The following is a 12,796-nucleotide window of genomic DNA, read 5'->3' as shown; positions in this document are numbered from 1 at the left end:
CAATTGACGTGCCAATTCTGTACATATACAATTTTTATAAAAAATATTTTTATTTGTAAAAATATTTTAAATTCATAGTAAATAGGTGTATTATTTTTTTATCACTGTCAAAATTTTTATACATAACAGGAGGACATTATGGAATTCTCATTTCCGACTATACAAGAATTTTTGGAAAGCGTTTTAATCAATCATACATGTAGCCTTGATCGCATTAAGAAAATAAACGAAAGGTTTTATTACCTCCCTTCTACTACAGAAGAATATAATTGCGCAATTATTTATGTAGATGACTCATTCACTGCATTAATTGACGCTTTTTCTTATGAATTAGCTGTTATCATCCTTAACGAAAACGATGAGCCGATATGCTGTATAACTTCTCAGCAAATGATTCCATTTCTTTATAAGTCCTACAATGAACTACAGTCATTTTATGACACTGTAATACAAACAACTGACTCTTCTGTTACAGTAATTGATAGTAAAGAATGCGTTCGAACTTGGACAGATGGTGCTGAAAAAATATTTTCAGTCAACCATAATGAGATTATTGGGCAACCGATTACTCGTTTTTTTGATTATAAAGACTTGGAAATTTTACAATCTTTACATGATGGAAAAAGCATAGTCGCTCAGTTCCATCAGCCTCGCCCCGATTTATTCGTATTAATTAATTCAAATCCAGTTTATTGTAATGATGAAATTATAGGAGCAGTCGTTTCAGAAACAGATGTTACAAATCAAGTCGCTTTAAATGAAAAACTATTTAATATGTCACATGAAATGCACCGTTTAGAACAAGAAGTGGCAAAGTATAAAGATGAATCCGATCCATTCCTTGCGATGAATGGAAAAAGTCCTGTTATACAAAGAACGATACAATTAGCTAGAAAAGTTTGTTCGGTGAAATCAACTGTTTTAATACTTGGGGAAAGCGGAGTTGGAAAAGAAGTATTTGCGAAAGCAATTCATGAAGCAAGTGAAGCAGCGAAGGCGCCTTTCATTTCGATTAACTGCGGGGCAATTCCAGAAGCATTATTTGAAAGTGAATTATTCGGTTACGAGCGTGGGGCGTTTTCTGGAGCAAATAGTAAAGGAAAAAAAGGTAAAATTGAACTCGCGCAAGGCGGTACTTTATTTCTTGATGAAATAGGTGAAATGCCACTTGATATGCAAGTAAAACTGTTACGTGTACTGCAAGAGCGAAAGTATTACCGAGTTGGTGGTGAAAAAGAAATTAATATTGATTTCCGTATTATCGCTGCTACAAATCGTGATTTACAAGAAGAAATGAGAAAAGGAACTTTCCGAGAAGATTTATATTACCGCTTAAATGTAGTTAGCTTGCAGATTCCACCGCTGCGCGAAAGACGCGAGGATATTATTGAATTAACCTATTCTTTCTTAAACGATTTTTCAATCAACTATAACAGACCAATTCGTGACTTACCTTCAAGCATTATGCATGAACTGCTTCATTACAATTGGCCAGGTAATATTCGCGAACTTCGAAACGTTGTTGAACGGCTTGTGGTATTCGCAACAGACGGAATTATAAAACAAGAATATTTACCATTTCATACGACTGAAACTTTAGACAACCATACAGCCCATTCCCTATTACTCAGCAACAATAATACAATCCTTTCTTTACAAGAAGAGATGGATGAGCATGAGAAAAAAGTTATTGAAAGGGCTTTACGAATTTTAAATGGGAATAAATTAGAATGCGCAAAACAACTTGGTGTAACAAGGGCTACTTTATATAACCGTTTAAAGAAACTTGGACTTCAATAAAGAATCAGTATGCACCGATCAGGCGTTTACAGGTAGCCCTCTCTCCCTCCTCTATATTGGCATGATTTTTGCATATATAATTTGTGAAAACCGAACTAGAGGAGGAATACACATGACAAATAAAAACAACTTAATCGTTTGTCGTTGTGAAGAGGTTACATATGGGCAACTTCAATCGACAATTGCTGAATATAACTGCTCGGCAAGAGAATTAAAACTAAGAACACGTGCTGGCATGGGATTTTGCGGTGGTCGCACATGCAGAATAATGATAGATCGAATGATTGAAAATGCGAATCCTGACGTAACTCTTAATGAACTACCGTTAAAATATCAACCACCAATACGTGCAGTTACTTTTGGATCGGTAGGTGAAAGTAAATGAGTAGAATTACACATCACCCTATTTTAGGTACTTTACAAAGTAGTGAGCGTATTACCTTTCAATTTAACGGTCATCAATACGGAGCATATGAACATGAAACGATAGCTGCTGCCCTGTTAGCAAATGGAATTAGGACAGTAAGAGTTCATGAAGATAGCGGAACACCGCGAGGTATTTATTGTAATATCGGACACTGTTCCGAATGCCGCATGACAGTAAATAATCAAACAAATGTACGCGCATGCTTAACTGTTGTAGAAGAAAACATGGTTGTTGAAAGCGGGAAACAGCATCCGAATATCGTGAGAGAGATGGTGAAAAAACGATGAGTGATGTAATTATTATTGGTGCAGGGCCAGCGGGATTATCTGCTTCTATTTCTTGTGCTCGTTTCGGACTAAAAGTGCTCGTTATTGATGAATTTATGAAGCCGGGCGGGAGATTGTTAGGACAGTTGCATCAAGAGCCTACTGGAGAATGGTGGAACGGAATAAAAGAATCGAAGCGACTTCATGAAGAAGCAGAATCACTTTCAGTACATATCAGGTGCGGTGTTTCGGTCTATAATTTAGATAGAGATGAAAACAATTGGTTTGTACATACTAATATCGGTACGTTAGAAGCGCCTTTCGTACTACTTGCTACTGGAGCTGCGGAATATTCTATTCCCCTTCCTGGCTGGACACTTCCAGGAGTGATGTCAATTGGAGCAGCTCAAGTTATGACAAATGTTCATCGCGTGCAAGTTGGAAAAAAAGGAATTATTATTGGTGCTAACATTTTGTCTTTCGCCATTTTAAGTGAATTGCAATTAGCGGGAATTACAGTGGATCATATTGTACTCCCTGAGAAAAGCGAGTTAAGTCAAAAAGCTGGTGAACCTGAAGAAGTTTTAAACTCTCTTTTAAATGCAGCACATCTCGCTCCTTCTGCTATTTTGCGAATAGGTAGCCACTTTATGAAATATGATTGGGTTCGAAAAGCTGGATTAACATTCTATCCAAACAGCGGAATGAAAATAAACGGAACGCCACTTCACCTTCGGAAAGCAGCTCTTGAAATTATCGGAACAGATCAAGTTGAAGGTGTACGTGTTGCTAATATTGACTCTAAAGGAAATGTTATTAATGGATCAGAGAAAATATATGAAGCAGATTTTGTTTGTATTGCCGGGGGATTATACCCACTTGCCGAACTTGCAGCTGTAGCTGGTTGTCCCTTCCATTACATTTCAGAATTAGGTGGACACGTTCCTCTCCATTCCGAAACAATGGAAACTCCTCTTCCTGGTTTATTTGTAGCTGGCAATATTACAGGCATTGAAAGCGGAAAAATTGCGATGGCGCAAGGAACAGTTGCAGGTCTATCTATTGCTAAATATGCAAGCAAAAAACGTGATATAGTCGACCAACAATTATCTCACGCCATTCAAAACGTTCACTTTGTTCGTCAGAAATCTGCAATTCAGTTTAATCCGATGGTAGATATCGGTAGACGAAAGATGAATGAAATTTGGCGTGATTACTCATCTACATATGCACATACTAAAAAGAGCTGCTGAGATTATTCTCAACAGCTCTCTTCTCTACTCATCTGAGTTATTAAATTTCGCTAATGCGTAAATGCCTTCTTCATCATCTAATTCAAGTTGTAATCTCGCTGCGAATGGATTGACATTATATTCTCTGTCAAGCAATAAGCGTAAAGCTTCGATTAAGTTTGCTTGAATTAAAATTTGCTGGCGACCATTTACCTCTACTTCCGCAGAGAAACCGTAGTCGTCATCATACATGAGTTCAACTAATACTTCTTCTGGACCCACTTGTCTTTTTTCAGCGATATATATACAAAGCGCATTTATAAGCTCTTGTTCAGAAATTTTTATTGTTTCCATGCTACTTCATCTGCCTTCTTCTTACGTTGGTCTTTGAAGTATTTAAATGCACGAACTGCTAACATTACGATACCAGCCATTACTAACATATTTACCATAAATGCTAATACAGAACCAAGAGCTCCCATATTTGCAAATAAGCTACCCATTAGTAAACCACCAAGACCACCTAGTAATAAACCTTTCATAAAGCTTCCTTTATTACTTTTTGGTGCCGTGTTTGTTGCTTTCGTTTTTGAATCTGGAGTCGTTTTTTGAGAATTTACATTTGAGTCTTTTTTGTTTAAATCAACTTTTGACTTTTGACCTGAACTTGGTGTAAATGATTTTTTACCAGATTTGTAACTTTTCGCTGCTGCATGATCTACGAACATAAAGCTGCTAGCCCCAAAGATAACCATGAATGCTGTCATTACTGCTACAAGTTTTTTCAACATATTATATCCATTCTCCTTTTATATAGATATATGTGAAATCTATCTTTCTAGTAAATTCAGAATGATAGATTTGTTTTTAAGAACATTTTAAAAGTTCTTATGAACTTATTATATGAACTTTTGTCGAAATATGCAAGTATTATTTACTTTCAACAGTTTGGTCACAAAGGAAAAATTAAGCAAAACAGAATTGACTTTAAATGAAACAAAACATATTATAAGTTCATAAGAACTTTTTATTATTTTGGAGGTGAAAAGATGGAAACATTTCATCTCACACGAAACGAAATGGCTACCCTTCTTCTATCACTAAGAGGATGGAATACGAAAAAGCCTCTCGGTATTTTACAAGAAGCTTGGGCAAAGTCACATAAAAAAGATATTGAAAGCGGACAAAGCGTTACAGCTTTTATTACTACCGCACTTTCACCTATTTTTGAAAAGCTGATTAAAATTGACGATACTGATGTCGGTTTTTCTTTAAATGAAATAGTTGCGCTTGGCAATCAGATTGAAAACACAAGTTTCTCTGTAACTGCTATGCAAAACTGGGTGAAACGAGATATAAAAGAAATGATTGGCTCTCCTCAAAAAGGAAAAAAATATTCAATTGAACAAGCAGCCTTACTATTTATTGTCGAAGATTTAAAAACAGCACTTGATTTTGAATCCATTCGTAAGCTATTACGCCTTATTGTAAATGACCCAGCTGATCGAAGTGATGATTTAATCAATCCTGTTCATTTATATGTAGCATACTCTTCTCTATTTGAAGAACTCAATCAAGGGAATTGCTTACAATTAAATGCAACAGATACCGTTCATACAATTGAAAACATCGTAAAAGAAAAAGCTGATAAAATCGCAAGTAAGTTCGATCAAATTAATAACGAACAACGCGAAGCAATTCGTAACGCTATTATTATTGCGACCCTTTCTGTACATACCGCTTATGTACAAATGTTAGCAAAGCGTTACGTAACAGCAACTTTATTTTTACAGAACTTAGATGTCAAGCCTTAAAAAATAGGAGCAGAAATGCTTCTATTTTTTATGAGAAATTTTTAATAATCTTTTCATTAACCCTTCATGAAAACGTGGCTTATATACTTTACTATAATACTTATGAGAGACATAAAAGAATTGAAATAGCAATCCCCTATGCAAATAAGGTATAATCTACATATGGTGAACCTTTTATGCGATTAAATAAAAGGTTCTTATAATCAAAAATTCATAAACTAGAAGGTGCAACAATGTTAAGTAGTTTTATTCATTCAGTATTAACGTTTTTTGAAGGATTAGGTTATTGGGGCATTATGCTTGGACTTATGATTGAGATTATCCCAAGTGAAATTGTCCTTGCTTATGCAGGATACTTAGTATTCAATGGAAGTATCTCATTTATAGGCGCAGTTGTATTCGGTACAATTGGCGGTGTTATTGCCCAAATCTTTATTTATTGGCTTGGACGATATGGTGGACGCCCTATATTAGAACGTTATGGAAAATATATTTTCATACATAAAAAGCAAATAGACGCTGCAGAAGATTGGTTTAATCGTTACGGAACTGGTGTCATTTTTACAGCACGCTTCATTCCAGTAGTGCGTCATGCGATTTCAATTCCTGCTGGTATTACAAAAATGCCTTTACTACGTTTCACTACACTAACAGCACTTGCGATTATCCCTTGGTCTATTATTTTCATTTATTTAGGTGAAAAACTAGGTGAAAATTGGGAAAATATTAACGATATTGCTGGTCCGTATGTGAAATCATTCGCAATTGGTGGCGTCGTACTTATACTTTTATACTTCGTTATAAAAAAATGGACAAAAAAGCGTAAAAATCTTGCTTAAGAATATAAAAAAGCCGCTATAAATTCAGAATTATAGCGGTTTTTTATTTATATTAATCTTCAGGAATTATATAACACCTTTCCATCTACATTTATATGGATAAGCAACCATTCAATCATTTCTTTCGTATATTATCTCAAAAAGGAGTGATTCCCCTATGCATTGGCAGCAAAAAATACAATACTTAATCGGACGTCCTATCGGCATTTCTTTCATGAACGGGCAAGGAACTTCTGGTGTATTATGTTCAGCGCATGATGATCAATTATATGTGTATGAATACCTTATCAAGCCCAGTTCGCAATGAAACATTATGATTATAGACAGATTCAAGATATACATGCATTCCCAAATTGTCCTCACCAAAATCCTCTATACTAAAAAAATCGGAACGGCTCATAGCCATTCCGATTTCTATACTTTATTTCTCAGAATTAAATTTTTGCACTGCTTCATCAAAATAAATCCAACCTTTCCAGCCTAAATGAATCGTATCTTTTAAGAAATACTTATCATATTCATGACCAGAGAAATCAACTACTGGATATCCTGCTTTCTCAACCTGCTCTCGAACTTTTTTATAATACACTTCACGGCGTTCTTTCGGGAAGCCAGTATAATCATACCAAGGCCCATTTACAGGTACAGAAATAAAGAGTGGTTTGACATTTTTCTCTTTAAATAAATCTAAAATAATTTGTAAATCATCGTATTCTGGTGATTCATCATATGTTTCATTTGCTCTAAAGTTTTTTAAACCTTTTAGTTTTTTCTTCAGATTATTTTTATGATAATACGGATTTTCAATTCCGAATGTATTTGTAGTAGACTCTGCTTTCCCTTCTTGTTCTGCGTGTTTACGTGCGTCTTCCCAAGAAATTGAACGAAGTCCGATATTTGTTTTCTCTTTCATCGGTTCGATTTTAAATAAAGAGTTAAATAAATCTCTATGATCTAAAATATTTCGATGCATATAAGCAAGTGGTTTAACTAAACCTGCTTTTATGTTATGTTTCGTATCATTATATACAATACCTTCTAATGAATTTTTTAATATATCATCTTCTTGAACAACTTTATAATCTAATAGCCGTTTCGCGATTTGCTTCTTCATTCCTGGATTTATCTCATCATTAAAAATAAAATGATATGCTTGTTGTTTGGAGAAATTATTAGTGAAATCCCCTTGTGATACACCAGTCTTTGTAAACCATTGTGGTGAAAGAACAAACACTACTTTTTTACCTTCTAATTCATCCATAGTAGATGTCATATTTAAAATATGAGCTAAACTTTGTGTACCACCAGTTCCAATTAAAAACGGTGTAAAACCAGCTGGATTTACTTTGAAATAATTAGACGGATGATATGCATCCATTCGTAAAAATTCTGATGAACCGTACATCGGTAAATACTGTGAATTCTCTAACATTTTTTGCTGTAAGAAAACACTTTGTAATTTCTCTTTTTGTAAAGAAGTTGCCGCATCTTCTACCTTCTTATCACTAATAAGCGATACTAAACTTTTCGATGGGATTAGAATGATAATGAAAAAAAGCACACACGCTAAAATTATAGGACCAAAAGCATGCTTCATTTTCATCTTCTGTCCCTCTTTCTATCGTTATTAAATTGTAACCCTTGTTTTTGACACGTCATCTTTTCTCTCCTTTGTCTCTATACATGTTCCATTCTATTTATCTATTATATACATGTATGTATTTCCTTCCTTGTTCTATTAAGCCCTATATAAATAGCGCAAGAAAATGTTTCCATAGAAACATGTTAATTATACAAGATTCTACATAAATTTCACACTGGAATTTTAGTAATAATTTTATTTTTTAACAATGAAAAAATATATGAAATGTCTAGAATTCTTTGGATGATGTATGGAGTTCAAAATATGATAATAAGCGCCCGCTATGATCAACTTCATGAGTATATATAAACCCGAGCTTTCGTAAAAGTTTTTTCGAGCTCTCATTTGCTACTTTAACTCTAGCAATTATTCTTGTTACATTCAAAGTCTCTATTGCATATTTAATGGAAGCCTCTGCTGCTTCTAATGCATACCCATTCCTCCAATGTTCTGGGTCAAGAAGATACATAATTTCTATTTCACCTGTTTCATCTACCTTTCTTAAACCACAATGTCCTAAAAGCTTTCCTGTTTCACTATTAAATAACAACCATACCCCGAAGTCATACTGTTCCCAATGTAAGATAAGTTGCCCAATATAATCATTTGTTTCTTCCTTCGACATTCCTCTTGATTTAGCCAGCCATTTGCCAACAGTATCTTTTTTTAATATGTTATAAAACTGATCAATATCTTCTACAATTGGTTTCCTCATAAATAATCTTTTTGTATAAATTACTTTCTCTTCTTCAAACATAGACATCATTTTCCCTTCAAATACTGTTTACAGACTAATAAATTATACCATGAACTATTTTTCTAACTTTAAATAAGAAAAAACAGACTATCACATACGTGAAGTCTGTTTCCCCATTCTTTTATTTTTGTAAATCTGCCCATTTTAAAATTGTAGCTGGACCAAATTGATGTACATATAAATCTTTCACATATGGTTTTTGTAAGTAAGATAATCCACGCTGGAATACCGGTGCAATTACTGCATCATCAAGTAGCATTTTTTCAGCATCTTGCATTGCTTTCCAGCGAGCCTTTTCATCATTACCTAATTCTGTTTTAATCTTCTTAATTAATGCATCATATTCTGGATTTGCATATTCTGTATTATTAACACTGCTTCCAGAAAGGAATACTTCTAAGTAAGTCATTGGATCTGGATAATCTGGTAACCAGCGTGATAACGACATTTCATATTCTTTCTTCTTCTCAAGTGCTAATTTTTGCGTATGCGGCTGTAATTTCACATTCACTTTTAATCCTGGTAAGTTTTTCTCAAGCTGCTCTTTAATGTACTCTCCAACTTTTTTAAAGTTTTCTAAGTCATAATTTAATAATTCTAAAGTCACTTCATTTGTACCTGTCTCTTGTTTTGCTTTCTCCCAATATTCCTTCGCCTGTTTTACATTTGTCTTATTAAACTCACCAGACGTACTTCTAAAATCTTTCTTATCTGGGCCCTTTAAAAATCCTTTTGGTACGTAATAGTTCGCTGCAACCGATCCATCATTTAAAAATGAATCTGCGAGTCCCTTCTTATCAAAAACTGTACTTAGCGCAAGACGTGCATTTTTATTTTTAAGAATCGGTACATTTTCATTAAATCGGAAGAAGTACATAACTGGATCTGTATATTGTTTTAGCTCTTTATTATTTTTATATTTATCTACGAATTCTGTAGAAATAACAGCTCTATCAACTTTATCTGTTTCATATAAATTTACCGCAGTTGAAATTTCTTTTACAATTTGATAGTTTACTTCATCTAACTTCACTTCTTTTTTATCCCAATACTTATCGTTTTTCTTCATTGTAAAGCTAGCTTCATGCTTCCACTCTGATAATGTAAACGGTCCATTATATACCGCTTTATTTGCTTCTAATCCATATTTATCACCTTGCTCTTTCGCATATTTTTCGTTAATTGGATAGAAGGATGGTAAAATTAATAATTTCGTAAAATACGGTACAGGATGTTCTAGCTCTACGACGAATGTTTTATCATCCTTCGCTTTTACTCCTAATTCATCTAGACCTAGTTGTTTTTTATTTATCTTCTCAGCATTTTTTACATCGTACGCAATGTATGCATATTGAGAAGCTGTATCTGGATTAATCAATTGCTTCCAAGCGTATACGTAATCATGGGCGGTTACTGGATCTCCGTTAGACCATTTCGCATCATGCAATTGGAATGTATATGTCTTTCCATCTTTACTCACTTCATATTTTTGTGCGCCGGCTTCAATTACTTCATCATTTTTCGATAGACGAAATAGTCCTTCCATTACGTTATTCAAAACGTTAAACGAGACTGCATCTGTTACTTTCCCTGAATTTAACGACGGAATTTCACCCGTTTCTAGTAACTGTAATACTTTCTTCTCATCTTTGGGCTTTGTTGCAGTTTTTTCTTTTGCGCAGCCAACTAAAAATGAAGAAACTAATAGAGTACTAACTAATGAGTAACGAACAACTTTTTTCATTTAAAAACCCCCTCTATTTTTAAGGTAAGTAACGACGAGCACCAGCGTATTCTTCTATATATCCTGGTGTATTTAGCGGTATAATCTCTACCGATCTTTCAGCTCTTGGTGAGTGAATCATATTGCCATCACCAATATACATTGCGACGTGATGGACACTACCTTTCCCTTGATCATGTGCAAAGAAAATTAAATCTCCTTTTTGTAGATTTTCTTTATCAACTGCAACTCCTGCTCTTGATTGCGGTCCAGAATCTCGGGGAATTGTAATGCCGTGCGATTTATAGATCGTATGCGTGAAGCCAGAGCAATCAAATCCAAAACCACTTGTACCAGCCCATATATACGGTAATCCTAAAAACATTTTCCCTGTGTTAATTAAATCATCGGCCGCCGGAGTTGGAATATCAGTTTGAGATTGGTAAACTGTTCCATCATTTTTACGTATCCATGCTTTTTGCCCATTTGGCAACAATACACGGTATGAAATTGTGTCTTCACTTAATAGCGGCAGTCTTGTATTATAACTGACTTCAAGTGATTTATGTTTTTCAGAAGGGTTTATATATAAAATCGCTGTTGGTTTGGTTATTAAGACAAAAGGTTCATTTGTTTTATCTGCAAATTCTTGATTATATGTTAATTGTTTTTCAGGCATCCAGCCCGGATAACCTTCTTCATTTCGGGGTGTTGGCTGTCCATGCACTAATACCTTCACCCATTCGCCTTTCTTATCAATAACAGTTACTTCTTGACCGAGTAACGCTTGTGTTTCTAATTTATTTGCATTTGTTAACCATAGTTTCTCGTCAAGTGTCATTGATTTCGTCCATTTCCATAGATCCACTGGATTTGTTGTACTCGGTGTATCGATTGGCCTTAATGAATCAGGTACTGTCCATAACGTTGCAGCAGATACATCTATAAATGCTTTATTATCCTTCTTTTCTTCAGCATTTGCCGATGTAAACGATGAAAATATAAATAAAGTTGTTAAAAATGCAGTTCCTACTTTTTTCATATTTATCCCCCTTAAAAGATAGTTTACTAGTCCCTTCTCCTAAGACTTACTATTCACTGTCGATTGAAGGTTTACCTTTGATCCAGAATAAGTCATTCCTTCTGGCTCTTCCATTAACCAAAGCGGTGCATCAAGATCAAAATAATGAATATTAGGATGCGCTGCCGCTAAATGCGCAACAGCACTAACGGAAAGTGAAGATTCCATCATGCTGCCCACCATACACTTCACACCAGCTGTTTCTGCGATATCTGCAATACGCCATGCTTCACGTATACCACCACATTTCATTAATTTAATATTAATGAAGTCTGCATATCTTCCTTGAACGAGCTTTAATGCGTCACTTGCTGAAAATATACTTTCATCGGCCATAATTGGCGTTTGCACACGATCTTTGACATACTTTAACCCATCCCAATCTTTCGCGTGTACTGGTTGTTCAATAAATTCTATATTTAAATTACGATTTTCCATCTCTTGAATAATAGAGACCGCTTCTTTTGGACTCCAACCTTGATTCGCATCTAAACGTAATATCGTATTTCTTGGTACCACATTTCGAATTGCCTCAATACGTTCCAAATCTAAATGCGCCTCTTTACCCACTTTAATCTTTAATGTTTGAAATCCTTTTTCTATATGTTTCTTCGCTTCTTTTGCCATTAATACAGGCTCATCCACACTCACTGTAATATCGGTATGAATTTCTTTCTTCCCGCCTAACAATGCATATAACGGCACATTTTGATATTCGCAATATACATCATATAAAGCGATATCTACCGCTGCTTTGGCACTTGAATTTCCAATACAACTCATTTGAATGCCCTGTAGTAACTGCTGAAACTGAATGATATTTTGACCAATTAAACATGAACGCATCGGTCCTAAAATCGCTTCTTCCATTCCGCTGGTGAAATCCCCCGTAATAACTGGCGTTGCGGCTGCAGCCCCCTTACCAATCACTCCTTCGTCTGTATGAATATAAACATCTATACTTTCAATTTCTGTTACAGTACGAAGCGCGGTTTTAAACGGTGTATGCAGTTTTACACGTCTACGATTTACTTTTACATCTGTAATTTTCATTTTGTTCATCCTTTCATTCTCCAATGAAGTGAAATTTTAATCCACCGGAGATTTATACCCACGGATTATTAGGTAAACCTATTGGGCATTTACTCTTCTATCTCTCTACTTTGTTTTCGTTCACTTTTGATGTAGGACGATAATGTGAAATAAAAAAATCCA

General features: G+C 34.8%; 13 protein-coding genes and 1 pseudogene. 7 read left to right on the top strand and 7 right to left on the bottom strand.

Translation table 11 applies throughout. The annotated features are described in order from the left end of the window. The first annotated feature begins 138 nt into the window (after positions 1 to 138). The 4 genes from QCI79_RS26435 (at position 139) to QCI79_RS26420 (ending at position 3,746) form a co-directional block, all read left to right on the top strand. Complete coding sequence (locus QCI79_RS26435; protein WP_000395824.1) at positions 139 to 1,800, top strand: sigma-54 interaction domain-containing protein; 1,662 nt, start codon at positions 139 to 141, stop codon at positions 1,798 to 1,800. 112 nt (positions 1,801 to 1,912) lie between these two features. Further along, positions 1,913 to 2,185: a (2Fe-2S)-binding protein gene (locus tag QCI79_RS26430; protein WP_000182619.1), complete on the top strand. Its 273-nt coding sequence runs from the start codon at positions 1,913 to 1,915 to the stop codon at positions 2,183 to 2,185. After that, the gene (locus tag QCI79_RS26425; RefSeq protein WP_000087070.1) at positions 2,182 to 2,514 is read left to right on the top strand and encodes a (2Fe-2S)-binding protein; all 333 of its coding nucleotides are present in this window, start codon (positions 2,182 to 2,184) and stop codon (positions 2,512 to 2,514) included. Before QCI79_RS26430 ends, QCI79_RS26425 begins: the two co-directional genes overlap by 4 nt. Further along, positions 2,511 to 3,746 carry an NAD(P)/FAD-dependent oxidoreductase gene (locus tag QCI79_RS26420; RefSeq protein ID WP_001286106.1) on the top strand — a complete coding sequence of 412 codons (1,236 nt, stop codon included), beginning with the start codon at positions 2,511 to 2,513 and terminating at the stop codon, positions 3,744 to 3,746. Before QCI79_RS26425 ends, QCI79_RS26420 begins: the two co-directional genes overlap by 4 nt. Before the next feature lie 24 nt (positions 3,747 to 3,770). Here the strand turns inward: QCI79_RS26420 and QCI79_RS26415 are convergent, their stop codons facing one another. Beyond that, positions 3,771 to 4,079 (bottom strand): YxcD family protein, encoded by a 309-nt coding sequence (locus QCI79_RS26415; protein ID WP_000447747.1) that lies wholly within the window; start codon positions 4,077 to 4,079, stop codon positions 3,771 to 3,773. Further along, positions 4,067 to 4,516 (bottom strand): hypothetical protein, encoded by a 450-nt coding sequence (locus QCI79_RS26410; protein ID WP_000914478.1) that lies wholly within the window; start codon positions 4,514 to 4,516, stop codon positions 4,067 to 4,069. Before QCI79_RS26410 ends, QCI79_RS26415 begins: the two co-directional genes overlap by 13 nt. 258 nt (positions 4,517 to 4,774) lie before the next feature. Between QCI79_RS26410 and QCI79_RS26405 the strand changes: the two genes are divergently transcribed. From QCI79_RS26405 to QCI79_RS26395, 3 genes and pseudogenes are all read left to right on the top strand, one after another. Further along, positions 4,775 to 5,539: a DUF1836 domain-containing protein gene (locus QCI79_RS26405; RefSeq protein ID WP_000447231.1), complete on the top strand. Its 765-nt coding sequence runs from the start codon at positions 4,775 to 4,777 to the stop codon at positions 5,537 to 5,539. A gap of 233 nt (positions 5,540 to 5,772) precedes the next feature. Continuing rightward, complete coding sequence (gene uptA, locus QCI79_RS26400; protein WP_000952913.1) at positions 5,773 to 6,378, top strand: undecaprenyl phosphate transporter UptA; 606 nt, start codon at positions 5,773 to 5,775, stop codon at positions 6,376 to 6,378. Positions 6,379 to 6,535: 157 nt separating this feature from the next. After that, positions 6,536 to 6,759 (top strand): annotated as a pseudogene (locus QCI79_RS26395) (hypothetical protein). A 40-nt stretch (positions 6,760 to 6,799) separates the two neighbouring features. Here the strand turns inward: QCI79_RS26395 and dltD are convergent. From dltD to QCI79_RS26370, 5 genes are all read right to left on the bottom strand, one after another. After that, positions 6,800 to 7,981 carry a D-alanyl-lipoteichoic acid biosynthesis protein DltD gene (gene dltD / locus QCI79_RS26390; protein ID WP_000782305.1) on the bottom strand — a complete coding sequence of 394 codons (1,182 nt, stop codon included), beginning with the start codon at positions 7,979 to 7,981 and terminating at the stop codon, positions 6,800 to 6,802. A 268-nt stretch (positions 7,982 to 8,249) separates the two neighbouring features. Further along, complete coding sequence (locus QCI79_RS26385; RefSeq protein ID WP_000061613.1) at positions 8,250 to 8,783, bottom strand: GNAT family N-acetyltransferase; 534 nt, start codon at positions 8,781 to 8,783, stop codon at positions 8,250 to 8,252. Between the two features lie 115 nt (positions 8,784 to 8,898). Beyond that, a complete protein-coding gene (locus tag QCI79_RS26380) occupies positions 8,899 to 10,521 on the bottom strand; it encodes a peptide ABC transporter substrate-binding protein (RefSeq protein ID WP_021728597.1) in 1,623 nt (540 codons plus the stop codon). A 19-nt stretch (positions 10,522 to 10,540) separates the two neighbouring features. Then, positions 10,541 to 11,542 (bottom strand): C40 family peptidase, encoded by a 1,002-nt coding sequence (locus QCI79_RS26375; RefSeq protein WP_000755430.1) that lies wholly within the window; start codon positions 11,540 to 11,542, stop codon positions 10,541 to 10,543. Between the two features lie 39 nt (positions 11,543 to 11,581). Further along, positions 11,582 to 12,643, bottom strand: coding sequence for a dipeptide epimerase (locus tag QCI79_RS26370; RefSeq protein ID WP_001038457.1), 1,062 nt, complete (start codon positions 12,641 to 12,643; stop codon positions 11,582 to 11,584). Positions 12,644 to 12,796: the final 153 nt, after the last annotated feature.

The organism is Bacillus cereus group sp. MG1 (genome assembly GCF_040460035.1).
Lineage (GTDB): Bacteria > Bacillota > Bacilli > Bacillales > Bacillaceae_G > Bacillus_A > Bacillus_A cereus.
This window is presented reverse-complemented; position numbering and strand designations above follow the sequence as displayed.

Coding starts and splice junctions, on each gene's coding strand:
- QCI79_RS26435 (WP_000395824.1), top strand. CDS start 139: ATGGAATTCTCATTTCCGACTATACAAGAATTTTTGGAAAGCGTTTTA.
- QCI79_RS26430 (WP_000182619.1), top strand. CDS start 1,913: ATGACAAATAAAAACAACTTAATCGTTTGTCGTTGTGAAGAGGTTACA.
- QCI79_RS26425 (WP_000087070.1), top strand. CDS start 2,182: ATGAGTAGAATTACACATCACCCTATTTTAGGTACTTTACAAAGTAGT.
- QCI79_RS26420 (WP_001286106.1), top strand. CDS start 2,511: ATGAGTGATGTAATTATTATTGGTGCAGGGCCAGCGGGATTATCTGCT.
- QCI79_RS26415 (WP_000447747.1), bottom strand. CDS start 4,079: ATGGAAACAATAAAAATTTCTGAACAAGAGCTTATAAATGCGCTTTGT.
- QCI79_RS26410 (WP_000914478.1), bottom strand. CDS start 4,516: ATGTTGAAAAAACTTGTAGCAGTAATGACAGCATTCATGGTTATCTTT.
- QCI79_RS26405 (WP_000447231.1), top strand. CDS start 4,775: ATGGAAACATTTCATCTCACACGAAACGAAATGGCTACCCTTCTTCTA.
- uptA (WP_000952913.1), top strand. CDS start 5,773: ATGTTAAGTAGTTTTATTCATTCAGTATTAACGTTTTTTGAAGGATTA.
- dltD (WP_000782305.1), bottom strand. CDS start 7,981: ATGAAAATGAAGCATGCTTTTGGTCCTATAATTTTAGCGTGTGTGCTT.
- QCI79_RS26385 (WP_000061613.1), bottom strand. CDS start 8,783: ATGTCTATGTTTGAAGAAGAGAAAGTAATTTATACAAAAAGATTATTT.
- QCI79_RS26380 (WP_021728597.1), bottom strand. CDS start 10,521: ATGAAAAAAGTTGTTCGTTACTCATTAGTTAGTACTCTATTAGTTTCT.
- QCI79_RS26375 (WP_000755430.1), bottom strand. CDS start 11,542: ATGAAAAAAGTAGGAACTGCATTTTTAACAACTTTATTTATATTTTCA.
- QCI79_RS26370 (WP_001038457.1), bottom strand. CDS start 12,643: ATGAACAAAATGAAAATTACAGATGTAAAAGTAAATCGTAGACGTGTA.